Source organism: Pseudomonas sp. S2_A10 (genome assembly GCF_054668465.1).
Genome location: NZ_CP162773.1, coordinates 5,487,312 through 5,511,685 on the forward strand (window position 1 = coordinate 5,487,312; position 24,374 = coordinate 5,511,685).

General features: G+C 60.7%; 25 protein-coding genes. 12 read left to right on the forward strand and 13 right to left on the reverse strand.

Going from position 1 to position 24,374, the window contains the following annotated elements:
• Positions 1–31: 31 nt before the first annotated feature.
• Positions 32–1,351, reverse strand: a complete 1,320-nt coding sequence (locus AB4N41_RS24530) for an Nramp family divalent metal transporter (protein ID WP_252876533.1) — start codon at positions 1,349–1,351, stop codon at positions 32–34.
• 79 nt (positions 1,352–1,430) lie between these two features.
• Positions 1,431–1,967: a chalcone isomerase family protein gene (locus tag AB4N41_RS24535; RefSeq protein ID WP_095182013.1), complete on the reverse strand. Its 537-nt coding sequence runs from the start codon at positions 1,965–1,967 to the stop codon at positions 1,431–1,433.
• Positions 1,968–2,113: 146 nt separating this feature from the next.
• Between AB4N41_RS24535 and AB4N41_RS24540 the strand changes: the two genes are divergently transcribed.
• Both AB4N41_RS24540 and AB4N41_RS24545 read left to right on the forward strand, forming a co-directional pair.
• On the forward strand, positions 2,114–2,887 hold the full coding sequence (locus AB4N41_RS24540) for a hypothetical protein (RefSeq protein WP_252876534.1): 774 nt from the start codon (positions 2,114–2,116) through the stop codon (positions 2,885–2,887).
• 84 nt (positions 2,888–2,971) lie between these two features.
• Entirely contained in the window at positions 2,972–3,529 is a 558-nt protein-coding gene (locus AB4N41_RS24545; protein WP_252876535.1) for a DcrB/PsbP domain-containing protein, read from the forward strand.
• Here AB4N41_RS24545 and AB4N41_RS24550 read toward each other — a convergent pair.
• The 4 genes from AB4N41_RS24550 to AB4N41_RS24565 all read right to left on the reverse strand — a co-directional run bounded on the left by AB4N41_RS24550 (position 3,519) and on the right by AB4N41_RS24565 (position 7,295).
• Positions 3,519–4,235 carry an alpha/beta hydrolase gene (locus AB4N41_RS24550; RefSeq protein ID WP_460138132.1) on the reverse strand — a complete coding sequence of 239 codons (717 nt, stop codon included), beginning with the start codon at positions 4,233–4,235 and terminating at the stop codon, positions 3,519–3,521. The genes AB4N41_RS24545 and AB4N41_RS24550 overlap by 11 nt on opposite strands.
• 206 nt (positions 4,236–4,441) lie before the next feature.
• Positions 4,442–5,554: a succinylglutamate desuccinylase/aspartoacylase family protein gene (locus AB4N41_RS24555; RefSeq protein ID WP_252876537.1), complete on the reverse strand. Its 1,113-nt coding sequence runs from the start codon at positions 5,552–5,554 to the stop codon at positions 4,442–4,444.
• 199 nt (positions 5,555–5,753) lie between these two features.
• The gene (locus AB4N41_RS24560; protein WP_056789026.1) at positions 5,754–6,533 is read right to left on the reverse strand and encodes an ABC transporter substrate-binding protein; all 780 of its coding nucleotides are present in this window, start codon (positions 6,531–6,533) and stop codon (positions 5,754–5,756) included.
• Positions 6,534–6,866: 333 nt separating this feature from the next.
• Positions 6,867–7,295 (reverse strand): rhodanese-like domain-containing protein, encoded by a 429-nt coding sequence (locus AB4N41_RS24565; RefSeq protein ID WP_236168602.1) that lies wholly within the window; start codon positions 7,293–7,295, stop codon positions 6,867–6,869.
• A 101-nt stretch (positions 7,296–7,396) separates the two neighbouring features.
• On the opposite strand from AB4N41_RS24565, the gene ftrA reads away from it, so the two are divergent.
• From ftrA to AB4N41_RS24580, 3 genes are all read left to right on the forward strand, one after another.
• Positions 7,397–8,386, forward strand: coding sequence for a transcriptional regulator FtrA (gene ftrA / locus AB4N41_RS24570; RefSeq protein ID WP_056789022.1), 990 nt, complete (start codon positions 7,397–7,399; stop codon positions 8,384–8,386).
• Between the two features lie 191 nt (positions 8,387–8,577).
• On the forward strand, positions 8,578–8,901 hold the full coding sequence (locus tag AB4N41_RS24575; RefSeq protein ID WP_252876538.1) for a type II toxin-antitoxin system RelE/ParE family toxin: 324 nt from the start codon (positions 8,578–8,580) through the stop codon (positions 8,899–8,901).
• A gap of 3 nt (positions 8,902–8,904) precedes the next feature.
• Complete coding sequence (locus AB4N41_RS24580; protein ID WP_016775213.1) at positions 8,905–9,213, forward strand: helix-turn-helix domain-containing protein; 309 nt, start codon at positions 8,905–8,907, stop codon at positions 9,211–9,213.
• Positions 9,214–9,347: 134 nt separating this feature from the next.
• Here the strand turns inward: AB4N41_RS24580 and AB4N41_RS24585 are convergent, their stop codons facing one another.
• Positions 9,348–9,686, reverse strand: a complete 339-nt coding sequence (locus AB4N41_RS24585) for an FKBP-type peptidyl-prolyl cis-trans isomerase (RefSeq protein WP_065616063.1) — start codon at positions 9,684–9,686, stop codon at positions 9,348–9,350.
• A gap of 131 nt (positions 9,687–9,817) precedes the next feature.
• Here AB4N41_RS24585 and AB4N41_RS24590 point away from each other — a divergent pair, with 131 nt between their 5' ends.
• Together AB4N41_RS24590 and AB4N41_RS24595 are read left to right on the forward strand one after the other, a co-directional pair.
• Positions 9,818–10,864, forward strand: coding sequence for a M4 family metallopeptidase (locus AB4N41_RS24590; RefSeq protein ID WP_252876539.1), 1,047 nt, complete (start codon positions 9,818–9,820; stop codon positions 10,862–10,864).
• A gap of 14 nt (positions 10,865–10,878) precedes the next feature.
• Positions 10,879–11,190: a protealysin inhibitor emfourin gene (locus AB4N41_RS24595; protein ID WP_041477010.1), complete on the forward strand. Its 312-nt coding sequence runs from the start codon at positions 10,879–10,881 to the stop codon at positions 11,188–11,190.
• A 21-nt stretch (positions 11,191–11,211) separates the two neighbouring features.
• Here AB4N41_RS24595 and AB4N41_RS24600 read toward each other — a convergent pair whose 3' ends face one another.
• Complete coding sequence (locus AB4N41_RS24600) at positions 11,212–11,520, reverse strand: RcnB family protein (RefSeq protein ID WP_056789015.1); 309 nt, start codon at positions 11,518–11,520, stop codon at positions 11,212–11,214.
• A gap of 886 nt (positions 11,521–12,406) precedes the next feature.
• Between AB4N41_RS24600 and tcuC the strand changes: the two genes are divergently transcribed.
• On the forward strand, positions 12,407–13,699 hold the full coding sequence (gene tcuC / locus AB4N41_RS24605) for an MFS transporter (RefSeq protein ID WP_041477012.1): 1,293 nt from the start codon (positions 12,407–12,409) through the stop codon (positions 13,697–13,699).
• 12 nt (positions 13,700–13,711) lie between these two features.
• Positions 13,712–14,482 carry a substrate-binding domain-containing protein gene (locus AB4N41_RS24610; RefSeq protein ID WP_041477014.1) on the forward strand — a complete coding sequence of 257 codons (771 nt, stop codon included), beginning with the start codon at positions 13,712–13,714 and terminating at the stop codon, positions 14,480–14,482.
• On the opposite strand, the gene AB4N41_RS24615 is transcribed toward AB4N41_RS24610, so the two are convergent.
• Positions 14,472–15,386: a LysR family transcriptional regulator gene (locus AB4N41_RS24615; protein WP_016775221.1), complete on the reverse strand. Its 915-nt coding sequence runs from the start codon at positions 15,384–15,386 to the stop codon at positions 14,472–14,474. The genes AB4N41_RS24610 and AB4N41_RS24615 overlap by 11 nt on opposite strands.
• Before the next feature lie 249 nt (positions 15,387–15,635).
• Between AB4N41_RS24615 and AB4N41_RS24620 the strand changes: the two genes are divergently transcribed.
• The gene (locus AB4N41_RS24620; RefSeq protein ID WP_024013370.1) at positions 15,636–17,444 is read left to right on the forward strand and encodes a monovalent cation:proton antiporter-2 (CPA2) family protein; all 1,809 of its coding nucleotides are present in this window, start codon (positions 15,636–15,638) and stop codon (positions 17,442–17,444) included.
• Positions 17,445–17,565: 121 nt separating this feature from the next.
• Here AB4N41_RS24620 and hcnC read toward each other — a convergent pair whose 3' ends face one another.
• From hcnC to AB4N41_RS24640, 4 genes are all read right to left on the reverse strand, one after another.
• Positions 17,566–18,825 carry a cyanide-forming glycine dehydrogenase subunit HcnC gene (gene hcnC, locus AB4N41_RS24625; RefSeq protein ID WP_056789007.1) on the reverse strand — a complete coding sequence of 420 codons (1,260 nt, stop codon included), beginning with the start codon at positions 18,823–18,825 and terminating at the stop codon, positions 17,566–17,568.
• Positions 18,818–20,227, reverse strand: a complete 1,410-nt coding sequence (hcnB, locus tag AB4N41_RS24630) for a cyanide-forming glycine dehydrogenase subunit HcnB (protein ID WP_375122360.1) — start codon at positions 20,225–20,227, stop codon at positions 18,818–18,820. The genes hcnC and hcnB overlap by 8 nt, the downstream gene beginning before the upstream one ends.
• Positions 20,224–20,538 (reverse strand): (2Fe-2S)-binding protein, encoded by a 315-nt coding sequence (locus tag AB4N41_RS24635; RefSeq protein WP_056789002.1) that lies wholly within the window; start codon positions 20,536–20,538, stop codon positions 20,224–20,226. The genes hcnB and AB4N41_RS24635 overlap by 4 nt, the downstream gene beginning before the upstream one ends.
• 419 nt (positions 20,539–20,957) lie before the next feature.
• On the reverse strand, positions 20,958–21,887 hold the full coding sequence (locus tag AB4N41_RS24640; RefSeq protein WP_041477022.1) for a hypothetical protein: 930 nt from the start codon (positions 21,885–21,887) through the stop codon (positions 20,958–20,960).
• A gap of 308 nt (positions 21,888–22,195) precedes the next feature.
• Here AB4N41_RS24640 and AB4N41_RS24645 point away from each other — a divergent pair, with 308 nt between their 5' ends.
• Together AB4N41_RS24645 and AB4N41_RS24650 are read left to right on the forward strand one after the other, a co-directional pair.
• Positions 22,196–22,879, forward strand: a complete 684-nt coding sequence (locus tag AB4N41_RS24645; RefSeq protein WP_056788996.1) for a response regulator transcription factor — start codon at positions 22,196–22,198, stop codon at positions 22,877–22,879.
• Positions 22,857–24,251 (forward strand): sensor histidine kinase, encoded by a 1,395-nt coding sequence (locus AB4N41_RS24650; RefSeq protein ID WP_041477024.1) that lies wholly within the window; start codon positions 22,857–22,859, stop codon positions 24,249–24,251. Before AB4N41_RS24645 ends, AB4N41_RS24650 begins: the two co-directional genes overlap by 23 nt.
• Positions 24,252–24,374: the final 123 nt, after the last annotated feature.

A 24,374-nucleotide genomic window follows, 5' to 3' on the forward strand; every position in this document is an offset into this window, starting at 1 on the left:
AGAGGCCCTGCCAGTCACCTCAACTCAGTGATCAAGCCGCCCACTGCAATATCAACCAACTGTTCGCCCCGCTGATCAACACAAACAGCCCCCAGGCCAGCACCCGCGTGGGCCAGCGATTGACGAACGGCCCCATCAACTGCCGGTCGTTGGTCATGCGAATCAGCGGGTACAAGGCAAACGGCAGTTGCAGGCTGAGCACGACCTGGCTCAACACCAGCAGCTTGCCGATAGCGCCATCGCCGAGCAGCCAGACGCCGATGAACGCCGGAATCAGCGCCAGCCCGCGGGTGATCAAACGCCGCTGCCAGCACGGGATGCGCAGGTTCAGATAGCCCTCCATGATGACCTGCCCGGCGATGGTCCCGGTGAAGGTCGAACTTTGCCCCGACGCGAGCAGCGCCACGCCGAACAGCACACTGGCCAGCGCACCGCCAACCAGCGGGTCGAGCAGGTGATAGGCGTCCTGAATGTCGACCACATCGGTGTGTCCGGACTGGTGAAACGCCGCCGCCGCGAGAATCAGGATCGCCGCGTTGACCAGCAGCGCCAGGGCCAGCGAACCGATGGTGTCGATACGTGCCAGTTTCACCGCGTCCTGCTTGCTCGCCAGATCCTTGCCGATCATCCGCGTCTGCACGATCGAGGTGTGCAAGTAAAGGTTATGCGGCATTACTGTGGCGCCGAGGATGCCAATGGCCAGATACAGCGGCGCGGCATCGCCGATGGCCGCCAGCGAAGGTTTGAAGCCCAGCGCGACGTCTGGCCAGTAGGGTTTGATCAGTAACAGCTCAACGAAAAAACACACGCCGATGGTCGCGACCAGCACCAGCATGATTGCTTCGAGACGGCGGAAACCCCGGTTCTGCAAGGCCAGCACCAGCAACGTGTCGAACGCTGTCAGGGCGATGCCGAAGGTCAGCGAGCAACCGAGCAGCAAGTGAAACGCGAGAGCGCAGCCAAGCACTTCGGCGAGGTCGGTGGCGATGATCGAGATCTCCGCCAGTATCCATTGCAGGCGCGCTGTCGGGGTGCTGTAGCGCTCGCGGGACAACTGCGCCAGATCGCGCCCGGTGGCGATGCCCAGCCGCGAGCACAGACATTGCACGACCATGCCGGCCAGACTCGCCAGCAACACCACGAACAACAGGCTGTAGCCAAAACGCGAACCGGCCTCGATCGCGGTCGCCCAGTTGCCCGGATCCATGTAGCCGATCGACACCAGCAAACCGGGACCGGCGAAACGCAGCACACGTTTGAAGAACGAGGCAGTCGGATCGACCGCAACACTGCCGGCCACTTCCGGCGGGCAAAACGGCGCGGTGGCGATTTTGGGCAGACTGAATTTCACGCACACATCCAGAAACAAAACGGGAGCCCGGCAGCTTAGTCGTTTCGCCTGGTGCCTTGAAGCGCAAAGATCACTGAACCTATGGGTTCACCCCCAACAACTGCTCGCGCAACTCGGGACTGCGTGTTCGCGGATCCAGCCAGATATCGAAAAACGCCTTGGCAAACTGTGGATCCTCAATCTCATGCTGGAGCTTCTGGCCGACAAAAAACCGCGCGCCCTGCCCCGGCAGATACACGCCGGTAATCCGCGTGCCGGCCTGAACGTCGACAAACGATTGCTGCATCTGCGTCTGCCAGCCGGCCAATTGCGCTGAAGTGACCCGGGGACCGGCAAGGCGTTTGATCTCATCGACGCTGGTGCTGACCAGATCGTCTCGCGAGATGTTGCGCCGGTAGATCAGCTCCAGGGCAAACGGCTGGCCGTCCGCCAGAGGCCGCGCGGCACTCCACAAGCGCGCGCTGTAAACATCGAAGCCGAACACGCTGAAATCGCCACTGCCGATGATTTGCGCCCCTGGCACTGCGTCCTGCCAATTGGCCCACGTCGGCGTCAGCAACAGTGCCCATAAACCGATGCCACAACAGCCACGAACGAGCTTGGGTGTTCTGTTCATCGCCGTATCGTCTCCGCTGCATTCTGATGATCAAAGCATAGCCGGATTCGCGCCTGAATTTTTGTATACAAAAATTGCGAACATAGGCAGCAATCTTTAATCGGCAGTGCTAACGTGGCTCATCCTGACCCGACGGAGACACCCGCGTGCTGATCCTCAAACTGCTGCTGATTCCCGGTTTTCTCCTGCTGATTTCCCTGGCGGGCAAACGTTGGGGGCCGAGCGTGGCCGGGTGGCTGTCAGGATTGCCGGTAGTGGTCGGGCCGATTCTGTTCTTTCTGGCGATCGAACAAGGGCCGCAGTTTGCCGCGCAATCGGCGGTCGCGGCGCTGTCGGCAATGTTCGCGATGATCGCTTTCTGCATCACCTATGCGCAGGTGGCGCAGCGGGCGAACTGGCCGTGGGCGTTGAACATTTCACTGGCGGTTTGGGCCGCGCTGGCGGCGGTCTTGTCGGTGATCCCGGCGTCCTTGCCGTTCTCGGTGATTGCGGCAGCGGTGGCACTGCTCGCTTCGCCTTATCTGTTCCCCGAGGTGGAGCCGGTGTTGAACGGGCCAGCACCGAAGTCGGACAAACTGATCTGGCGGATGATCGCCGGTGCGGCGCTGACGCTGGTGGTGACGATGCTCGCCAGCACCGTCGGCGAACGCTGGAGCGGCCTGCTCGCGGTGTTCCCGGTGCTCGGCAGCGTCATGGCAGTGTTCTCGCAACAAACCCGCGGCCCGGCGTTTACCGCTGCGTTATTGCGCGCAACGGCAACCGGCATGTATTCGTTCTCGGCGTTCTGCCTGGTGTCGGCCTTGACGCTGCCGACCATGGGCCTCAGCGGCTTCGCAGTGGGAGTGGCAGTGTCGGTGGCGATGCTCGGGGTGACCCGGCGTCTGCTGGCGCGGCCAGTGGCCAAGGCGCAAGCGCAATAACCCCCCGGACGAATCGCGCTGGAACGCCCGGCACGCTCCGTGGGATGATCGCCCGCCTCGCGCGACCATTCACCGGAGATTCACATGTCATTGTTGAGCAAAAAAGCCGTCGTCCTGATGCTGGCGGCCATCGCTGGTTTCGCCGCGATCAACGCGCACGCCGCCAAGGAAAAAGTCAAAACCGAGAAGGTCTCGCTGCTCGACGGCAAGTTTGCCTTTGTCCTGCCCAAAGGCTTTGTCGCCGACCCGCTGCCCGCCAGCCCGAGCGGGGCCAAGGGCACGATGTACACCAACCAGACCACCAAGACCGTGGTCATCGCCGCCGAAAACCAGATCCCGGCTGGGCAGAACGTCAAGGACAACGACGGTGAGTTTCTCGACGGCAGCGTGTCGAGTTTCATCGACGATCAGCGCAAAGCCCTGCCGGACTTCAATAAGCTCAGCGAGAAAAGCCTGACCCAGAAAGGCACCGGCCTGGGGCTGCGTCAGGTTGACAGCACCGCCACTCAGGGCGGTGGCCAAACCCTGAACACCACGCTGCTGGCCGGCTCGGGGACGAAGATGGCGCTGGTGCAGGTGATTTCCCGCGTCAGCGACAAAAAAGCTCACGATGCCTTGATCAAAGCCATCGTCAAGGATTGAGCCGCTGCAACCAGCCATTCAGATCGCGCAACTCGGCCGCACTGATGCTGTGCCCGACGCCCGGATACGCGTGAAACTCGGGCTGGTAATCGAGCTTGTGCAATAGCGTGTTGGCCTCGGTGCCGTGACGGTAAGGCACCGGATCATCAGCGGTGCCGTGGCCGATAAAAATGCTCAGCGGCAGTGGCGCTTGCCCGGGCTTGAGTTCGGCTTTGAGCACCGGCAACAAGCGCCCGCTCAACGCGGCAAACCCGCCCACGACCGCTGGCGCGCGCAGGCCCACTTCGTAGCTCATCATCGCGCCCTGGCTGAAGCCGATCAGGTACACCTTGTCCGGCGCGGCGTGATATTTCTTCGCCGCCTGGGCGATAAAGTCGCGCAGCTTCTGGCCGCTGACCTTCAGATCATCGGTCTCGCCGTTGTAGGCGCCTTCACCTTTCTTGCGAAACCACTGGAAACGTCCTTCACCCAACGTCATCGGCGCGCGCACGGAAAGGTAGTTGTACTGCGCCGGCAGCTGAAATTTCATGCCGATCAGATCGGCCTCGTTACTGCCGTAACCGTGCAGGAAAATCACCAGCGGACGTGGTTCAGAGTCGGCGTGGACCTGTTCGAGGTATTTGAGCGGCAAGTCGGATTGCAGGGTGGTTTGCGCGTGGACGGCGGTGGAAGCGAGCAGGGTCAGCAGGGCGAACAATTTCAGCATTGCAGCGTTCCTTCACAGAGTGTCGGGTTCGCGGGGGAGCCTAACATTCTCGGCTGAGGATCCAAATTTTGTGGAGTGGCTGATGCCGCTATCGCTGGCAAGCCAGCTCCCACAAGAATTACGGCGTCTACAAAATCTGGGATCAACCGCAACCCTGTGGGAGCTGGCTTGCCAGCGATGGGGTCAGCAAATTCAGCGAAGAGCCATCAGTCGTTGGTGAGCTTCCCGGTTCTAAAAGGCACCCGCCCCGCCACTTTCGCCTGCCAGATCCCCGGCTCGGTATAACGCCCGCGATCAATCGCAAACAGCACCCCGCTGGTGCCGGTGCGCACGGTGGTCACGCGATCCTGCAACGGGTCAACGACCTCGAACAGCGCATCGCCCTGCTCTACCCACTCGCCGGCATTGCGCAAGAAACTGACCACGCCGTGGTGCGGGGCGAACAGGTATTCGGTGCCTTCGAACGGCAGACCTTCACAACATTCGCTCGGCGCCGCCGGCCATTCGCCGCTGATGAAACCCTGCTCGGCGAGAAAGCCCAGAATCGCTTCGCAATTGGCCTGAGCCTGATCGACGCGGGTGTCGCCCATGCTGCCCAGCTCCAGAGTCGTCGCCAGATTCGCCGCCGGAATCGCCGCGTTCGGGAATGCTTTGGCCAGACGCAACCATGGCGTCGAGCAGGACTCATCGAACGAGCTGCCACCGGAGTCTTCGCAGAGCAATGCCACGCCCGCCTTCAGCCGCGCCGCCAGCGATTGCCACTGCGGCCAGTGTTGCGGCAGCGCATAGAGGTGAATCGCAGCGTCGAAGTCGCAATGCAGATCGAGGGTGATGTCGGCGTCGCAGGCGTGGCGCAGCAACAAGCGGTGCAAGGCCTCCAGTTGCGAGGCCGGTGCCGGCAATTCTTCGAAGACTTGAGCCATGGCCTGGCGAATCAGCGCGACGTTGGCCTCGGCATCCGCGCCCAGACACTCGCCAACCAGCGCCGCGACCGGGGCGCTGAGTTCGACGAATGCGCGGTTGAAGTTCTTGCCACTGCCCAATTCGAAGCGGCCCATGTGATTGCCTTGCAGATGTTGATCAAGGCCGATCGGATTGGCCACCGGCACCAGTTCGATAACGCCTTGCAAACGGCCCTGCCGTTCCAGTTCGTTCAGGCGCAGCTTGAGTTCCCACGCGGTACGCATGCCCGGCAGTTCATCGGCGTGCAGGCTGGCCTGGATATACACCTTGCGGCTGCCGGCGCCGAAGCGGAACACGCTGAGAGAGCGCTCGCTGCCCAAATGGCTCCAGGGCAGAACGTGGTCGATGCGTTGCATGAAAAACTCCTGAATAGCTGGGTTACGTAAAACCCTGTGGGAGCGAGCCTGCTCGCGAATGCGTCAGGTCAGACGATGACGATGTCGAATGTCAGACAGCATTCGCGAGCAGGCTCGCTCCCACAGAGAATTTCCATAAATAAAAAAGCATAAAAAAAGTGGCCACCGCGCAAACGGGGCCACTTTTTTTCACGGCGTATTAATGGCCGTACACGTCAAAGTCGAAGTACTTGTCCTGGACTTTCTTGTACTCGCCATTGGCGCGGATTTCGGTGATGGCTTTGTTGAATTGCTCAGCCAGTGCGGTATCGCCCTTGCGCACGGCAATGCCAGCGCCGCCGCCGAAGTATTTGGCGTCTTCGTAGGTCGGACCGACGAATTCGAAACCTTTGCCGGCATCGGTTTTCAGGAAACCGTCGCTGAGGTTGACCGAGTCAGCGAGCATCGCGTCGATACGCCCGGACACCATGTCGAGGTTGGCTTCCTGCTGCGAGCCGTAGCGCACCAGTTCGATCCCGGCCGGAACCAGCACTTCGGTCGCGTAGCGGTCATGGGTACTGGCGCGCAGCACGCCGACTTTCTTGCCCTTGAGTTCGGTCAGCGGGTCTTTGACGCCGGAGCCTTCCTTCATCACGAAGCGTGCCGGGGTGTGGTAGTACTTGATGGTGAAGTCGACGTTCTTCTTGCGATCGTCAGTGATGGTCATCGACGACAGGATCGCGTCGATTTTTTTCACTTTGAGTGCCGGGATCAGGCCATCGAACTCTTGCTCGACCCACGTGCATTTAACTTTCATCTGCGTGCACAGTGCGTCACCGATGTCCACGTCAAAACCAGTGAGTTTGCCGTCAGGGGTTTTCATCGAGAATGGCGGGTACCCGGCTTCGATACCGATGCGGATCGGCTTGTCGTCTTTGGCCACAGCGGTCAGGGACAACATCGACAGTGCCAGGGCACCGAACATCACTAGCTTTTTCATTTATTACTCCCGTGCGGAGGCTTTTATTGGCAGCTTTCGAGTCAGCGTTCGGTCATGGCGTTCTAACGGCAAAAACCGAAGTGGCCGGCAGTCTATGGCGGCGCGCACGGAGGCAATTGTTTTTAAGCGACAAATACTTACAGAACATCGGCGATCACTTTGACGAGAGTAAACGCGTGCGCCGTGTTGGTGCGAAGGATGTAGGACAAGACTGTTTTCAGAGCAAGAAACGCCGATCCTCCCGTAGAGTTGCCGGAGGCTGCAATCTTTTGATCTTGTTTTTTTGAGATCAAGATCAAAAGATCGCAGCCTCCGGCGGCTCCTACAGAAACGTCAGCATTCGCAGGCGACAGGAGTATTGGCGACTGACGCCGCGCTCAGTTCGAAACCTTCATCGAGCCATCCGGTGACGCCGCCGATCATCTCTTTCACCGGATAACCCAACGCCGCGAGCTTCACCGCAGCCTTGTTCGCCCCATTGCAATGCGGCCCGGCGCAATAGACTACGAACAAAGTGTGTTTCGGGTAATCGGCCAAGCGCTCCGCCGTGAGCAAGCGTGTCGGGATATTGATCGCGCCGGGCACATGGCCGCGCTCGAACGCCAATGGGCCGCGCACATCCACCAGAACAAAATCGACCTCCCCGGCCTCGTGGCTACTGAATACATCGGAACAATCGGTTTCGAAGGTCAGACGATTGCTGAAATGCATCAGGGCAATCGCCGAAGGTGCGACGGGGATTTCGCGAACCAGGCTGGTCATGTTGTGTTGCTCCTTTGTCTGTGGGGGATGAACAGACTTTATCGAGACGGCGCTTGCCGCTACAGTGGCGCGCAAGACACCGACCGGGAGTTTTCCGCCAAATGCTCACTCAGCCCAATCTGGTTGCCATTCTGGCCTACGATGGCCTCTGCACATTCGAGTTCGGCATTGCCGTGGAGATCTTCGGCCTGGCCCGACCAGAGTTCGATTTCCCTTGGTACGAGCATGCGATTGCCGCAGTCGATCCAGGCCCGATGCGCGCCATGGGTGGCATTCAGGTGCTGGCCGATGGCGGCCTGGAATTGCTCGCCGCAGCGCGCACCATCGTCATTCCGGGCTGGCGCGACCGCAACGCCCCGGTACCGCCTGCGCTGATCGACGCGTTGCGTCAGGCCCATGACCGAGGCGCGCGGTTGCTGTCGATCTGCTCGGGCGTGTTCGTGCTCGCCGCCAGCGGCCTGCTCGACGGCCACCGCGCCACCACGCACTGGCGCTACACCGGTGAACTGGCGCAACGCTTCCCGGCGATCGAGGTCGATCCGGACGTGCTCTATGTCGACGCCGGTCAGCTGATCACCTCCGCCGGCAGCGCCGCCGGCATCGACGCCTGCCTGCATCTGGTAACCCGCGACTTCGGCACGCAGGTCGCCAACGCCGTCGCGCGGCGCTTGGTCATGTCGCCACAGCGCACCGGCGGCCAGGCCCAATTCATCCCCACCCCGGTCAGCCCGACACCCCGCAGCGACCTGTCGCGCGTCATGCAATGGGCCCGCGAACGCCTGCACGAACCACTGGAAGTCCGCGACCTGGCCAGCGAAGCGGCGATGAGCGAGCGCACGTTTTTGCGGCGCTTCACCGAAGCCAGCGGGCAATCGCCGAAAGCCTGGCTGCAACATGAACGCCTGGCGCGAGCGCGGGAGCTGCTTGAGAGCACCCATCAACACACCGAGCAGATCGCCCAGCGCTGCGGCTATCGCTCGGTGGAAAGTTTTCGTGTGGCGTTCCGCAGCGTGGTGGGCGTACCGCCGTCGGTTTATCGGGAGCGGTTTGGGCGAAGCAACAAGCTTTCGCTCCATCCCGCAGCGTTTTAAGCGCTGACGTTGACGGCGAGGCCGGCAGAAACGCTCGCGGTGAAAATTGTGAAACGGAAAATGCGGCTTGCTTTATATTGATTCTGATATAACCTGAAAATCAAACGGGCACTGGCATTTCTTGCAATAAAACTCACCGTCGCCGCTCACGTTCAGCTATTACGCTTTTCCTTTTGACACAGGACAAGCCGATGCCGAAACACAAGGATGTGGTGTTCGTGGGAAGCGCGTTGAAAGATCTCAAAGCGTTCCCGGTTGATGCCCGAAGAGCGGCGGGGTTTCAGCTGGACCTGTTGCAACAGGGTGATGCCCCACTCGATTGGCCCCCTATGAAAACCGTAGGACGCGGTGTTAACGAAATCAGGATCACCGAGGACTCAGGGGCGTTTCGCGTGTTTTATGTAGTCAATCGACCTGAAGCAATCTATGTGCTTCACGCCATGCACAAAACCACACGTAAAACGGAAATTAGAGACATCGAACTGGCCCGGGCCAGATATCAGGAAATAGGTTAAGCCATGAAGGAACATCAAGACTCATCCCAACGATTTTCCAGTGTATGGGATGCATTGGAGGACACGCCTCAGGAAGCTGCCAACATGCGTCTGCGAGCCAAGCTCATGCGTTCGCTTTGCGAGACCATTCGAGCGTGGGAGCTCCCTCAAAAGGACGCGGCACAGAGATTGGGAATCTCGCAGCCACGCCTCAATGATGTACTCAACGGGAAAATCGACAAATTCTCGCTCGATGCATTGGTCAACCTGTCAGCTGCTGCAAGGCTGGAGGTGGACATTTGCTTTCCGTCAGGCCCGTTGCAATGGGCCTGACACTGGCTCTGCGTGGCAATGTCCACCCTGCATTCCGAGTTTTGAAATCGAGGGAGTTGAATAGCATGCAACTTCGCAGCTAACCATCGACATCATCCAGCTGCACAGGAGTTCCGCTGGATGATTCCTCCCCTTCAATCCTCCCGCGTCAAAACCTCCAGCAACTCAATCTCAAACACCAGATTCGAATTCGGCGGAATCTTGCCCATGGTCCGCTCGCCGTAGCCCAGATGCGCCGGCACCCGCAATTTGCGTTTGCCGCCGACCTGCATGCCCATCAGCCCCTGATCCCAGCCTTTGATCACGCGGCCAGTGCCGATCACGCACTGAAACGGTTTGCCCCGGCTCCAGGACGAGTCGAATTCAGTGCCGTCTTCCAGCCAGCCGGTGTATTGGGTGGTGATCAGCGCGCCTTTCACCGCGGCTTTGCCGTCGCCCGGTTGCAGGTCGATGATTTGCAGTTCGTCTGTCATGTCGTTGGCTCTCGAGATGTTCGCAGGCGGCGTTTTTCGCAGAATCCGGCGTCGATGGCAATCCATGGAACCGAAAACACGCATAGCCGCTCACATGTGTATCGACATCGTATGACGACAAGGATGCTTAGATGACCGACTCTCGATTGCTGCGCAGTTTCATCCCGCCCTACATCCTCAACCGCATCATTGCCCACGGTTCCGAGCCGCAGCGCAACGCCGCGATGCAGACGCTCAATCATGTACGCAGTCTACTGCCCAACCCCGGACGCCCTTCGCAGCCGCCAGCGCGCGCGATTCTGCCGGAAGCGAGCAAGCCGGGCGTGGCGCGGCGCAGTGTGCATGATGCGCAGAACAAAATGCTCTTGCCGGGCATGCCGGTGCGCCTCGAGGGCCAGCCGGCGTCGGGGGATCCGGCGGTCGATGAGGCTTACGATGCGCTGGGCGCCAGCTATGATTTCTTTTGGAAGGTGCTTGGTCGCGACTCGATCGACAATCAGGGATTCGCGCTGATCGGCAGCGTGCATTACGGGCAAGCCTACGAAAACGCGTTCTGGAATGGCGCGCAGATGGTTTTCGGTGACGGCGATGGCGAGATCTTCCAGCGCTTCACCCGCTCGCTCGACGTCATCGGCCATGAACTGGCCCACGGCGTCACCGAAAGCGAAGCCGGGCTGATTTATGCCAACCAGTCCGGCGCGCTGAACGAGTCGCTCTCGGATGTATTCGGCGTGTTGATCAAGCAATACATCCTCGGCCAAACCTCCGAGCAGGCAGACTGGCTGATCGGCGCCGACCTGCTGATGCCACAGATCCAAGGCAAGGGCCTGCGCTCGATGTCGCACCCCGGCACGGCATACGACGACCCGATGCTGGGCAAGGATCCGCAACCGGATCACATGCGCAAGTTCGTCATCACCAGCGAAGACAATGGCGGCGTGCACATCAACTCCGGCATTCCCAACCGCGCGTTTTACCTGGCAGCGCGAGCGTTTGGCGGCTTCGCTTGGGAAAAGGCCGGACGCATCTGGTACGACACGCTGTGTGATGACCGTTTGAAACAGGACGCAACGTTCGACGCGTTCGCGAAACTGACGATCGACCATGCTGGCCAGCGCTTCGGCGCCGAAGCAGCCGACACGGTGCAGCAAGCCTGGGCACAGGTCGGTATCGAATAATCTGAGGAGACCGTATGAAAACGCTACCCGAGCTGGATAAAGATTCCGTTTTGCGTGTATCTCGCCAGGGTGGCGTTGCAGCGATTCACAGCCTGAGCCGCCCACGGGAAATCGAATTCGCGCAATGCGACATCAGTCAGCGTTCGAGAATATGCTCGGTGCTCGAAGGTTGCCTGCCACTGGACAGCAGCGAATCCGGCCGTGGGGATCAGCGCTTCTACCAGATTGAGGTGCGCTACCCGTCAGGGGAAATGGTGTTGAAGGTGCCAGAGGATCGGGCGCCTGGGGAGCTGGTGCAGCTTTGGGACAAGGGGGAGCTTCTGTAAACGCTCCCCCCGATGTTCAGGCTATTTCTCGACGGGATGCATCTCGACAATCGTGCCGTTGGTGATCATCACCATCACGTACTTGTCATTGATCTGCACCCACTGCGCCTGCTCGATCGGCGCTTTCAGACCTTTGGCTTTCCAGTTTTTCAGCGCCTTGTCTTCGCGCTGGTACATTTCTGGAGCGCGGTCGTTGACCTTCAGTTGGCGATCGCTGGTCGGCGATTGCACGGCGGGTTCGCTGGAGGTTTGCGCCGCTTGAACAACGGGCGTGATCCCGGCAATACCGGCAACAAGGGCCAGGCTGGCGATTAGGGTTTTGCTGTTCATCGGTGAACCTCTTTCAGATGGGTAGTACCTGAACTCCGACTGCGTGGCGCGGGAAACATTCCTTGTTTTTTGCCGGATGCGGCCGTTAGAAGGCTTTGTCCATCAGACCGCCATCGCTGGCAAGCCAGCTCCCACAGGGATTGGTATTACAGCGCAATTATTGTCCAGAGCTCCGGTCCTCTCCTACAAAACCAAGCAAAGCAAAGCAAGATCAAAAGATCGCAGCCTTCGGCAGCTCCTACAGTTGGATCGCGTGAATTCGATGGAAACGGGTTCACCTGCAGGCCGTCGTCGCGATCAGGCTCGCCCCCACCAGAAAAGCAAAGCAGCGCAGCTGCCCGCGGCGAAGCCGCCCCACTCAACAATGAGCGCAAGCTCGAGTACCGCTCTTGATCTTGATCCACCGGCGACGTCGGAAGGCTGAGTGGAGGGATTGATCCGGGCGTGGGAGCGCAGCGACCGTTCGACGAAGTCGAACACAGCGGAAGGAGGTGCAGCGAAGCAAACCGTAGCCGCTGCGCCCGGATCGATCCCGCAGCGAAGGAACCCGAGCCTGCGAGGGCCGAACGCAGGAGCAAGCGTTTTTTTGCTTACTTTTTTTAGGCGTTTGTAAAAAAAGTGAGTCGCCGTAAGGGCGAAACCCTAAGCGGCCATGACCGCAGCAACGGATATGTACCCGGTCAGCCAGAACAAATCATCGCCCGACGCGACGCAGGCTTGCTCCCACAAATGCGCCAGGCACTGAAGCCATTGATCCGCCCCACGCATCAATCCATGCCAACAATGCAATTAACAGATTGTTACATCTGCGCCACCATCCACCTCAATAAAAACCGTGCGCCGCCTCTCCGTAGCGCACGTCATAAAAGCGGTGGAGTACTTTTCAATGACAGCCTCAATCCCAACCAACGGCTCGCGGGCCGGTGCCATCTTCCGGGTGACCTCGGGCAACTTCCTCGAACAGTTCGACTTCTTTCTGTTCGGCTTCTACGCCACGCAGATCGCGGCGGTGTTCTTCCCGGCGAGCAGCGAGTTCGCCTCGCTGATGATGACTTTCGCAGTATTCGGCGCCGGTTTCCTGATGCGGCCGCTGGGCGCCATCGTGCTCGGCGCATACATCGATGACGTCGGCCGGCGCAAAGGTCTGATCGTCACCCTGTCGATCATGGCCAGCGGCACGATATTGATTGTGCTGGTGCCCGGATACGAAACCATTGGCCTGTTCGCCCCGGCGCTGGTGTTGATCGGGCGGCTGCTGCAAGGCTTCTCGGCCGGTGCGGAATTGGGCGGTGTCTCGGTGTATCTGTCCGAAATCGCTACGCCGGGCCGCAAAGGGTTTTTCACCGCTTGGCAGTCGGCCAGCCAGCAAGTGGCGATCATCGTAGCGGCTGCGCTGGGCTACGGTCTGAACCAGTGGATGGAGCCGCAAGCCGTGGCCGCCTGGGGCTGGCGCATTCCGTTTTTCGTCGGCTGCATGATCGTCCCGTTCATCTTCTTCCTGCGCCGCAACCTGGCGGAAACCGAAGAGTTCGCCGCGCGCAAACACCGTCCAAGCATGCGCGAAGTGTTCCGCACCCTCGGCCAGAACTGGGGCGTGGTACTCGGCGGAATGTTGATGGTCGCGCTGACCACCACCGCGTTCTACCTGATCACCGTGTACGCACCGACCTTCGGTAAGACCGTGCTGCACCTGAGCACTTCCGACGCGTTGCTGGTAACGCTGTTGGTGGGCGTGTCGAACTTCTTCTGGCTGCCGATTGGCGGCGCGTTGTCCGACCGTATCGGCCGTCGTCCGGTGCTGATCGGCATGGCCGTGCTGGCACTGGCCACGACTTATCCGGCGCTGTCGTTCCTGGTGCAGGCGCCGAGCTTCACCAACATGCTGCTGTCGCTGCTGTGGTTGTCCTTCATTTACGGCTTGTACAACGGCGCGATGATTCCGGCGCTGACCGAAATCATGCCGGTTGAAGTGCGCGTCGCCGGTTTCTCCCTGGCTTACAGCCTGGCCACGGCGATCTTCGGCGGTTTCACCCCGGCGATGTCGACCTTTCTGATCCAGTACACCGGCGACAAAGCCGCGCCAGGCTACTGGATGAGCATCGGTGCCCTGTGCGCGCTGTGCGCCACTCTTTACTTGTACCGCCGTGCCGGTGGTCGTCTGCAACCTGTCGCGGCCTGAGGAATACTCGCCATGAAAAAACTCTTTACTGTCACCGCCCTGCTCGCCGGTCTCGCCTTCAACTTCGCGGCCCAAGCCGAAGAATTGAGCGTGATGACCTCCGGTGGCTTCACTGCCGCCTACAAGATCCTCGGGCCGAAATTCGCCGCCGCAACGGGCAACACGCTCACCACCAGCCTCGGCCCGTCGATGGGCAAGGCGCCGGAAGCGATTCCCAATCGTCTGGCACGCGGTGAGCACGCCGACGTGGTGATCATGGTCGGTTACGCCCTCGATGAGCTGATCAAACAAGGCAAGGTCGACCCGGCCTCCCGCGTTGAACTGGCGGATTCGCGGATCGGCATGGTAGTGCGTGAAGGCGCGGCGAAACCGGACATCAGCAGCGTCGATGGCCTGAAGAAAACCCTGCTTGATGCGCGTTCGGTGGCCTACTCCGACAGCGCCAGCGGCGTGTACATCGAGCAGCAGCTGTTCAAGAAACTCGGCATCGAAGACCAGTTGAAACCGAAGGCGAAAATGATTGCCAGGATCCCGGTCGGTTCGGTGGTTGCCACTGGCGACTATCAGTTGGGCTTCCAGCAGGTCAGCGAATTGCTGCCGGTGCCGGGCGTAAGCTTCGTCGCGAAGATTCCGGAGTCGGTGCAGTCGGTGACGCGTTTTGCCGCTGGCATTCCGGTCAAGGCCGAGCATCCGCAAGAAGCCAAAGCCCTGCTCGCCTACCTCGCTGCACCGGCCGCTCAGGCTGACGTACAGGCCACCGGGCTGGATTCGGTCAAGCGTTGATCGTTGGCGGCTGGACGCGCATCTCCACGACCAGCCGCTCCAGTTCCAGTGCCGCCGGGGTCAACGTGCGATCCCGGCGCTTGATGATGCCGACACTGCGCATCACCTGCGGCTCAATCAGCGGCACCCGCGTCAGGATCGGATGATCCGGCCCGGGCATCGCCATCAACGGCACCGCTGCCACGCCCAGACCCGCCTCTACCAGACCGATCATCGTCGTCACATGCCGCGTCTCGCAGATGCTCTGACGCTGCGGCACCACCCCGCCCAAGGCCTGATCGAGCAGAAAGCGATTACCCGAGGTCTTGTCCAGCGCGATGTAATCCTGCTGATAGAACTCGTCCCAACTGACGCTGCTGCGCCCGGCCAGCGGATGATCGCGACGACAGGCGACAACGTAGCACTCCTGCACAAGCGGTTCGAACTCGACTTTGGCATCCTGCGTGCCGAGAAAACTCAAACCGAAATCCGCCTCGCCATTGACCACCGCACTCAACACATCGTGAGCGCTGGAATCGAGGACTTTGACCTTGATCCGCGGAAACTGCTGGTGATAGCGCGCGACCACGCGGGGCATGAAGTAGTAGGCCGCCGAGGGCACGCAGGCGACGGTGACATGGCCCAGACGGGTCGAGGCGACTTCGCTGATGCCGAGCAAGGCAATGTCGAGATCATCCAGCAAGCGCTCGACGCTGGGCATGAAACCGCGCCCGGCCTGGGTCAGGCTGACCTTGCGCGTGGTGCGCTCGAACAGTTTCACGCCGAGGGCATCTTCGAGCTTTTCGATGCGCCGACTCAGCGCCGGTTGCGACAGGCGCACGGTGTCGGCAGCCTTGCGAAAACTGCCCTGCTCGACCACCGCGCGAAAGGCTTGCAAGTCGTTGAGGTCGAAGTTGATGGCCATGGCGTTTCCGGAAATTGATGCGCAGGGGTTATAAATGTAACCAGTTGATGCAAATTATTACAGACCTGATGGAAGCTGCCCTTGTGGGAGCGAGCCTGCTCGCGAACGCGGGGCATCAGTCAATGGATAGGTGGCTGACCCAGCGCATTCGCGAGCAGGCTCGCTCCCACATTGGTTCTCGAATGGTCTGGAGACCGCGTAACCTTTATCCTCGTCACCCCCGCCGTAGCCGTAGTCAGGAGTCGTTCCATGCCCCATGAAGGCAATCTGTTGCAAGCCGCCGTCGTGTTTCTGTTCGCGGCCGTGCTCACCGTGCCTTTGGCCAAACGTCTGCAACTGGGCGCGGTGCTCGGTTATCTGTTTGCCGGGGTGATCATCGGCCCGTCGGTGCTCGGTCTGATCGGCAACCCGCAAAGCGTTGCGCATATTTCCGAGCTGGGCGTGGTGTTGCTGCTGTTCATCATCGGCCTCGAATTGTCGCCGCGGCGCTTGTGGGTGATGCGCAAATCGGTGTTCGGCGTCGGTCTGGCGCAGGTGCTGTTGACCGCTTCGGTGATCGGCGTGCTGGCACTGTCGGTGTTCGGCCAGCCGCTGAACAGCGCGATTGTGCTGGGCCTCGGTCTGGCGCTGTCCTCCACTGCCTTTGGCTTGCAAAGCCTTGCCGAACGCAAAGAACTGACCAGCCCCCACGGGCGTCTCGCGTTTGCGATTCTGCTGTTCCAGGACATCGCCGCGATTCCATTGATCGCCCTGGTGCCGATGCTCGCCGGTGTCGATCATCACACCAGCACCGCCGACGATATTCGTCACAGCTTGCAGGTGCTCGGCGGCATTGCCGTGGTGGTGATCGGCGGACGGTATCTGCTGCGTCCGGTGTTCCGCGTGGTGGCAAAAACCGGTCTGCCGGAAGTGTCCACCGCCACCGCGTTGCTGGTGGTGATCGGCACAGCATGGCTGATGGATCTGGTCGGTGTGTCGATGGCGCTGGGGGCGTTTCTCGCTGGTCTGCTGCTGGCGGATTCGGAATACCGGCATGAGCTGGAAGCGCAGATCGAACCGTTCAAGGGCCTGCTGCTCGGGCTGTTTTTCATCAGCGTCGGCATGGGCGCCAATCTCAGCCTGTTGTTGAGCGCGCCGATCACCGTATTGGGCCTGACCTTGTTGCTGATCGGTCTGAAATTGCCGCTGCTGTTCGTGGTTGGGCGCTTGGCAGGAGGATTGAACAAGATCAGCGCAATCCGCCTCGGCATCGTCCTCGCTGCCGGCGGTGAGTTCGCCTTCGTGGTGTTCAAGATCGGTCGCGATCAGGGCCTGTTCGAGCCGCGTCTGTACGACCTGCTGGTGCTGACCATCACTCTGTCGATGGCGCTGACGCCGTTGTTGCTGTTGATCTGCGCGCGTCTGGTCAGCCCGAAAGTGCAGCCGGTGGAAGTGCCGGAGAAATTCCGCGAAATCGACACCGAAGCGCCGCGCGTGGTGATTGCCGGCATGGGCCGGATGGGCCAGATCGTGGCGCGGATTCTGCGCGCGCAGAACATCAAGTTCGTCGCGCTGGACACCTCGGTGGAAACCATCGAACTGTCACGCAGCTTCGGCGGTGTGCCGGTGTTCTATGGCGACCCGATGCGCCCGGAAATTCTGCATGCGGCGAAGGTTGGCGAGGCGGAATATTTCGTCATCGCCACGGACGATCCGGAGACCAACATCAAGACTGCCGAAGTGGTGCACAAGCTATATCCGCACATGAAAATCATCGCCCGCGCGCGTAATCGTCAGCACGTGCATCGCCTGGTGGATGTCGGCGCGGAAGCGATTCGTGAGACCTATTATTCGAGCCTGGAAATGAGCCGGCGCACGCTGGTCGGCCTCGGTCTGACGCAAGCCCAGGCCGATGCGCGGATCAAGCGTTTCAAGCATCACGACGAACAGGTGCTGGAGGCGCAACACGCCGTCTACGACGACGCCGCCAAAGTCCTGCAGACCGCCCAGGAAGCCCGGGCGGAACTGGCCAAATTGTTTGAATCGGATCAGCTCGAAGAGGAAGCCCGAAAATCCTGATCGTGCCTTGCCCAGAACCAACTGTGGGAGCGAGCCTGCTCGCGAAAGCGTCGAATCAGTCACCCAATACTTCACTGACAGATTGCATTCGCGAGCAGGCTCGCTCCCACAGGGGATTGGGTCAGACCAGTTCCAGCGCGGGTGCTGGCTCGACGGCTGCCACCGCAAACCGATCCGCCAGAAACGGCGTGATATCCAGCGGCAAGGGCTCGTCATTCACCAGTTTATCCAGCAGCACACCGGTAATCGCCGAGGTCAGAATGCCGGTGCGGAAGTGCCCGCAAGCATTCAGATAACCCTCGACCCCACGCATCGGGCCGAGGATCGGCAACTCATCCGGCGAGCCCGGGCGCAATCCCGCCCAGGTGCGCTTGAGGTTGACGTCCGCCAGCTCCGGCAGACAGCGCACCGCGCCCTGCACCAGCCCGGCGATTTCCGGGTAGGTGGTGGTGACGTCGAAGCCTTTGTCTTCGGTGGTGCTGCCGATAAGGATTTCGCCGTTGTCCTTTTGCGCCACGTAGCAATCGCTGGTGGTCAGGCAGCCGTTGAGGATTTTCGGCATGCGTTCGGTCAGCAGAATCTGTCCTTTCACCGGTTTCACCGGAATGCGAATCCCCGTGGCCCACTCACTCAGATCCGCCGCCCAGGCACCGGCGGCGTTGATCAGCGTCTTGCAGTGGAACACCCCCGCCTCCGCCGTCTGCACGCCGGTCACGCGAGTGCCGTGATGCAGCACGCCGGTGACGTTGGTGTTGACGAAGATATCGACGCCGTTCTGCCGCGCGCCTTCCATATAGGCATCAGCGAGGCGGAACGGGCTGACCTGATGGTCGCAGAGAAACTCCAGCGCCCCGCGCGCCTCATGGCTGACGCTCGGCTCCGCCGCGCGCAACGCCGCCTGATCGAGCCAGCGCACTTGATCAGCCAGATGCGGAATGCAGCCGACGATGTGCTCGGCGTAGAGCCGGTCTTCATCGTCATAGATCACGAATTTCAGCCCGGTCTTCTCGAACTTGCAATCCATGCCGTGATTGTCTTTCAACTCGCGGTGCAACGCCGGATAGAGCGCGTTGGACTGCAAGGCAAAATCGAAAAACGACGCCGGCAAGATATGCGGCGTACTGGCGTCGACCGCCACCGCTGCGCCCTGGGTTTCGCGCTTGCGGTTGGCCGACATCATGCGAAAGAAAATCACCCCGCAGCCGAGGCCGACCGACTCGCCGATCGCCCACAAACCGCCAGCCGAAGCGCGGGTCGCGTTGCCGGGGCGCTTGGCGTCGATCAGCGCAACTTTCAGATTTTTGCGCTTGGACAATTGGTAGGCGCAGGAGGCGCCGATCACTCCGCCACCGGCAATGACCACGTCGTAGAACTTACTCATGGCAAGCGCCCTCCTTGCCGAGGGACTGGAACGCGGAAAACGGCACCGGATCAATCGGGAAGCGCGGGCGCAACCAACCGACATCCTGACGTCCGGTGGCCTGGCGCAGGCGATCGCTGCAATAGCCGACGCACATCCGCCCCTGGCAATCGCCCATGCTCACGCGGGTGCGCATTTTCAGACTGGCGATGTCTTGCACACCCTGCTCCAGCGCCAGATCGATGTCGGCGCGGGTCGCATGTTCGCAGCGGCAGATCACTGTGTCGGCCGCAGGCAAAGCAATCTGCCCGACACCGCGCTCGGTGTAGCGATCCACCGCCGCACGAAAGCGCACGATGGCTCTGAGCTTGCTCGCGTAACGATCGCGGCGCACCCGGGCCAGCTCGGTGTCGAGCACACCGCGTTGCAGCAGGATCGAAGTGGCGGCGATCTTGCCGGCGAGCATCGCCGCTTCGCCGCCGCGGATCCCGCCCATGTCGCCGGCCAGATGCACATGCGCCACGCTGCTTTGCTGCCAGACATTGGCATTGGCACGCAGGTAGCCATCGGCGCTGAAGCCGTGATCAAGGCCCATCTGCTGGCTCAATTGCGTGCGCGGAATAAAACCGTAACCCACCGCCAGCGTCTGCACTTCGAAACGCTCGACCCGCGACAGATCCGCCTCCCACGTCGACGAATACGGCGCGACGCTGACGCTTTTCAGCTCGCCGTCGCCATGGGCTTCAACCACGCCCCAGCCATAGTTCATGGGGATGCCGTGCAGCTTGAGGTAAGCGAGCATGCTCAAGCCGTCGAGGAACAGCTGCGGTTTGTTCAGCAGCGCCAGACTCTCGCGGGCGATCTTGCCGAACGCACACGCCTCGTAGACGCCAGCGACACGCACGCCGGAGGCATGCAACTGGGTCGCAACCAGCGGCAGCAACGGCCCGGTGCCGGCGATGATCACCGGCCCCCGCGGCTTGACCACACCACTCTTGATCTGCAATTGAAGACCACCGAGCAGAATCACTCCCGACAACGTCCAGCCGGGGAACGGCACACTGCGTTCGTGACATCCAGCGGCTAACAGCAGTTGCGGATAAGCGATCTCGTGCAGTTGCTCATCACCGTCGAGCACCACCACTGCGCGGGTGCCTTCGGCGCCGACCACGCGATGGTTGAGGCGCACGTCAATCAGCCCCGATTGCTGCTGAAATTCGCCGTGCAGTTTGTCCAGTGCTTCGGAATAACGCGGGCCGAGATAATCCAGTTGCACACCATCACGCAGCGGCCCGCGATAGACCACGCCGCCGAGGCGCGAAGCCTCTTCGAGCAAGGTGCAGCGCACGCCGTGGCGCGCCAGTTCGATGGCCGCCGCCATTCCCGCCGGCCCGCCGCCGACAATCAACGGTTGCAGGCTCATACAACCTCCTGCCCGACGACGCGGTTGACTTGGGTTTCAATCAGCATGCCGTCGCGCACCACGGTCTGGCAGGCGCGGCGCTTGTGCCGACCGTTGATTTTCACCAGACAGCACTGGCACACGCCCATGCCGCAATAGGCGCCGCTGATCTGATCGTGATCGTTGCGTGCGATCTGGCGCACGCCGAGGGACTGGATGACGCTCAGAACGGTTTCACCGATGGCGGCGCTGACCGCTTGGCCATTGATGTGCACGGTCATGTCCGCCTGCACCAAGGGCTGGATATCGAAGGTTCTTTCTAGGCAGTTCATTACGGTATTCGTCCGTGAAGATTCAGTTGAGGTTGTGACAGCTCCTTGCTGCACTACGCCTCGTCGACGCTTTTTTATTGCTGTGTTTTCAACGTCGACGCGGATACTTCGTCAGCGCAACAAGGTGCGCGACAAGCACTGTAGCTCATACCTCAGCAAAGGCCTGGATCATTTACGGTAGGCGATATCGCCAGACGAAATATTGATCCAGGCCAGTGAAAATGGCGGGATGGAAACGGTTAGTTGGAGAAGACGACCTGGCCCCGCAGAATGCAAAAAGCCGCTTTCACCCGAAGATGAAAGCGGCAGAGGCATCCTGCCTCAGAGGGATCAGTGTACGAACAGGGCGATCAGGATGATGATCGGGATCGGTACGCCGAGGAAAAACAGCAGTAATGAGCGCATGGTGACTCTCCTTTTTAACGGACCGGAGTGGTAGTGGTGTAGGTGTCGACTTCAACGTACTCGACTGCATCGCGACGACGACCGCCGAAGGTGGCTGCCAGGCTGGCGAAGAACGCACCGGCCAGCAGCGCGACGAACATCCACAGCGAGGTGTAGGCCGCGACTTTGGCGGCGGTATCGGCCGCTTGCTGAGCTTTCAGTTTGGCGTCAGCGATGGCTTTCTGTGTGTTGGCGTAGATTTCGTCGACACGACGTTCAGCATCGGCCTGGCTCAGGTTGGTACGTTGCGATACCAGTTGTGCGAGGTAGGTGCGATCTTCGGCGCTGAGCTGACCGTTGGCCAGGCTTTGGGCGAAGATGCGGGTCACAGTGCCGCGTGCAGCGTCATCGCTGACGGCAGCAGGACGATCATCGCGGAACAGGCTGTCGACGAAGTAGCCGTACTGATCGCTGTCAGTATTGGCTGCGGCAGAGCCGGCGGCCTGGCTCATCGCACCGGCAGCACCGCCGACGACGTTGGCACCCGCCTGCACACCGCCACTGACGACGCTGCTGACCGAACCGACCACCAGCACAGCGGTCACCAAAGTAGCGACGCACCAAGCGAGGAAACCATGTGCGGTGTCGCGGAAGTAGACTTCGTCACCGTGCATGTTGGCCCACTTAACGCGCAGACGGCCGGCAATGTAGCCGCCCATGCCGGAAGCGATGATCTGCGTCACCGCCAGCCAGACGATCGTTGAAATGCCCAGGCCCTTGGCGCTGACGCCTTCTCCGGCCCACGGTGATACAGCCGAAAAGCCCAGGCCAAACCCGAGCAGCACCAGAATCATCGACAGCGCGGCGGCAGCCGCAGCACCGGCGAAGATCGCGCCCCAGGACACGCCTGACACGCTGCTCGACTCTTCCAAGGCAGGATAATAGCCATCAGGGGATCTATTCATTGTTGTAGTGCTCCAGGCATGAAAAATGGTGTTACAAGTCGTCGTGTGAGGAATTGCAGTGACCGTGCCAGCCGCACACTTTTAATAAATCCTTTTCTTTCAATGAGTTACAAAACTTGAACTTCCTCGGACCGTGCAAGTTGCAATAAAGCGCATCCGATTGCGGGTTTTCTGCATTAACCAAAGCGTGGCAAATCCGATCAGTTCCGATTCACCTTCGCGACGAAGATGAAAGTTAATTTAAAGCGTCACGGTAAATTCTTGGCAAAATGCTGCCATTCCGTTTGAACCGATCAGCAGGCCTGCCTATGACTCGTATCTTGACCATCGAAGACGACGCCGTGACCGCGCGGGAAATCGTTGCCGAACTGAGCAGCCACGGGCTGGATGTCGACTGGGTCGACAATGGCCGCGAAGGCCTCGACCGCGCCGTGAGCGGCAACTACGACCTGATCACCCTCGACCGCATGCTGCCCGAGCTGGATGGTCTGGCCATCGTCACCACCCTGCGCACCATGGGCGTGGCGACGCCGATTCTGATGATCAGCGCCCTCTCCGACGTCGATGAGCGCGTACGCGGCTTGCGCGCGGGTGGCGATGACTACCTGACCAAGCCGTTCGCCACCGATGAAATGGCCGCGCGGGTCGAAGTGTTGCTGCGCCGGCAGAACAGCGTCGCCACCCAGGCCACCACGCTGAAAGTCGCCGACCTCGAGCTCGACCTGATCAGCCACGAAGCCCGCCGCGCCGAGCAGGTGCTGACGCTGTTGCCCACCGAATACAAACTGCTCGAGTTTCTGATGCGCAACAGCGGCCAGATTCTCTCGCGGATGATGATTTTCGAAGAGGTCTGGGGTTATCACTTCGACCCGGGCACCAACCTCATCGACGTGCATATCGGCCGGCTACGCAAGAAGATCGACGCAGCCGGCAACGTTCCGCTGATCCGCACGGTACGGGGCTCGGGCTATGTCATTGCCGAACCCGTCTGACGGCTGGCGCTCCTCCAGCAGCCGCTTGCTGGCGCTGTACAGCTCGCTGTTCGTGGCGTGGAGCGCGATCCTCATGGGGGTCATGTATTACGAGGTGTCCGGCTACCTCGACAAACTGGCCAAACATTCGTTGATGCAACGCCAGCACCTGTTCTCGCATTTTCGCGGCGAGCAACTCGAAGACGCGCTCGCGGCCAGCATGACCTTCGATATTCGCGGTATCGACGCCTATGGTCTGTTCAGCGCTGACGGTGTTTACCTGGGCGGCGCACTCCAGCAAATTCCCGAAGGACTGCCGCTGGATGGCAAGATCCATATGCTCGCCGAGTGCGCCGATTCCGATGACCCGACCCTGCCGAGCGACAGCTGCGATGCCGTAGCCACGCAAACCCGTGACGGGCGCTGGCTGGTGCTGCTGCGTGACAATGGCTCGCTGTTCGCGGTGACGCGGATCATTTTGCACGCGCTGTTCTGGGGGGTGTCGCTGACGATTATTCCCGGGGTCGCCGGTTGGCATCTGCTGCGGCGTCGACCGTTGCAGCGCATCCGCGCGATCCAGAATAGCGCGCAGGCCATCGTTGCCGGCGACCTGACGCACCGCTTGCCGCTGTCCAATCGCCGCGATGAACTGGACATGCTCGCCGCCATCGTCAACGCCATGCTCGAGCGCATCGAGCGCTTGATGAACGAGGTCAAGGGCGTCTGCGACAACATCGCCCACGACTTGCGCACGCCGCTGACCCGTTTGCGCGCGCAGTTGTATCGCATGCAGCAACAGGCGGGTGAAGGTTCGCAAGAAGCGGCGCAACTGGACTTGGTACTGGCTGAAGCGGATACACTGATGGCGCGCTTTCGCGGTTTGCTGCGGATTTCCGAACTGGAAGATCGCCAGCGTCGTTCAGGTTTCGTCGAACTTGATCCGGTGCGTTTGCTGGAGGAGTTGCACGAGTTCTATCTGCCGCTGGCCGAGGAAGGCGATCTGCGCTTTCAGTTGAACATGCCGGAGACGCTGCCGCCGCTCAATGGCGACCGCGCGTTGCTGTTCGAAGCGTTGGCGAACCTGCTGAGCAACTCGATCAAATTCACCCCGCCCGGCGGCACGGTGATGTTGCGTGGGGTCAATGCCGGTGGGCAGACGCGGATCGAGGTGCACGATTCAGGGCCGGGGATTCCCGAGGCGGAACGTGAGGCGGTGTTCCAGCGGTTTTACCGCACCGAGGGTGGCCAGCCGCAGAGTGGTTTTGGTCTGGGGTTGTCGATCGTTGCGGCAATAGTCAGCCTGCACGGCTTCAGTCTTGAAGTCGGCAGCAGCGATCTGGGCGGGGCGAAACTGGTGCTGGATTGTCGGCAGAGTTTGATCAGTCAGGCCTGAGGGAATGCAATCCACCCGGTGGGAGCGAGCCTGCTCGCGAATGCGGTGGTTCAGTCACAACAATGTTGACTGAACTGACGCCTTCGCGAGCAGGCTCGCTCCCACAGGAAGTCCCATGCTTCA

What these genes read in the sequence shown, in the direction of transcription:
- hcnB (WP_375122360.1), bottom strand. Translation starts at nt 20,227, where the DNA reads ATGAGCCTGCAACCGTTGATTGTCGGCGGCGGGCCGGCGGGAATGGCG.
- AB4N41_RS24615 (WP_016775221.1), bottom strand. Translation starts at nt 15,386, where the DNA reads ATGGCCATCAACTTCGACCTCAACGACTTGCAAGCCTTTCGCGCGGTG.
- AB4N41_RS24535 (WP_095182013.1), bottom strand. Translation starts at nt 1,967, where the DNA reads ATGAACAGAACACCCAAGCTCGTTCGTGGCTGTTGTGGCATCGGTTTA.
- ftrA (WP_056789022.1), top strand. Translation starts at nt 7,397, where the DNA reads ATGCTCACTCAGCCCAATCTGGTTGCCATTCTGGCCTACGATGGCCTC.
- AB4N41_RS24595 (WP_041477010.1), top strand. Translation starts at nt 10,879, where the DNA reads ATGAAAACGCTACCCGAGCTGGATAAAGATTCCGTTTTGCGTGTATCT.
- AB4N41_RS24590 (WP_252876539.1), top strand. Translation starts at nt 9,818, where the DNA reads ATGACCGACTCTCGATTGCTGCGCAGTTTCATCCCGCCCTACATCCTC.
- AB4N41_RS24600 (WP_056789015.1), bottom strand. Translation starts at nt 11,520, where the DNA reads ATGAACAGCAAAACCCTAATCGCCAGCCTGGCCCTTGTTGCCGGTATT.
- AB4N41_RS24575 (WP_252876538.1), top strand. Translation starts at nt 8,578, where the DNA reads ATGCCGAAACACAAGGATGTGGTGTTCGTGGGAAGCGCGTTGAAAGAT.
- AB4N41_RS24635 (WP_056789002.1), bottom strand. Translation starts at nt 20,538, where the DNA reads ATGAACTGCCTAGAAAGAACCTTCGATATCCAGCCCTTGGTGCAGGCG.
- AB4N41_RS24555 (WP_252876537.1), bottom strand. Translation starts at nt 5,554, where the DNA reads ATGCAACGCATCGACCACGTTCTGCCCTGGAGCCATTTGGGCAGCGAG.
- AB4N41_RS24585 (WP_065616063.1), bottom strand. Translation starts at nt 9,686, where the DNA reads ATGACAGACGAACTGCAAATCATCGACCTGCAACCGGGCGACGGCAAA.
- AB4N41_RS24620 (WP_024013370.1), top strand. Translation starts at nt 15,636, where the DNA reads ATGCCCCATGAAGGCAATCTGTTGCAAGCCGCCGTCGTGTTTCTGTTC.
- AB4N41_RS24565 (WP_236168602.1), bottom strand. Translation starts at nt 7,295, where the DNA reads ATGACCAGCCTGGTTCGCGAAATCCCCGTCGCACCTTCGGCGATTGCC.
- AB4N41_RS24645 (WP_056788996.1), top strand. Translation starts at nt 22,196, where the DNA reads ATGACTCGTATCTTGACCATCGAAGACGACGCCGTGACCGCGCGGGAA.
- AB4N41_RS24650 (WP_041477024.1), top strand. Translation starts at nt 22,857, where the DNA reads ATGTCATTGCCGAACCCGTCTGACGGCTGGCGCTCCTCCAGCAGCCGC.
- AB4N41_RS24580 (WP_016775213.1), top strand. Translation starts at nt 8,905, where the DNA reads ATGAAGGAACATCAAGACTCATCCCAACGATTTTCCAGTGTATGGGAT.
- AB4N41_RS24560 (WP_056789026.1), bottom strand. Translation starts at nt 6,533, where the DNA reads ATGAAAAAGCTAGTGATGTTCGGTGCCCTGGCACTGTCGATGTTGTCC.
- hcnC (WP_056789007.1), bottom strand. Translation starts at nt 18,825, where the DNA reads ATGAGTAAGTTCTACGACGTGGTCATTGCCGGTGGCGGAGTGATCGGC.
- AB4N41_RS24640 (WP_041477022.1), bottom strand. Translation starts at nt 21,887, where the DNA reads ATGAATAGATCCCCTGATGGCTATTATCCTGCCTTGGAAGAGTCGAGC.
- tcuC (WP_041477012.1), top strand. Translation starts at nt 12,407, where the DNA reads ATGACAGCCTCAATCCCAACCAACGGCTCGCGGGCCGGTGCCATCTTC.
- AB4N41_RS24550 (WP_460138132.1), bottom strand. Translation starts at nt 4,235, where the DNA reads ATGCTGAAATTGTTCGCCCTGCTGACCCTGCTCGCTTCCACCGCCGTC.
- AB4N41_RS24610 (WP_041477014.1), top strand. Translation starts at nt 13,712, where the DNA reads ATGAAAAAACTCTTTACTGTCACCGCCCTGCTCGCCGGTCTCGCCTTC.
- AB4N41_RS24545 (WP_252876535.1), top strand. Translation starts at nt 2,972, where the DNA reads ATGTCATTGTTGAGCAAAAAAGCCGTCGTCCTGATGCTGGCGGCCATC.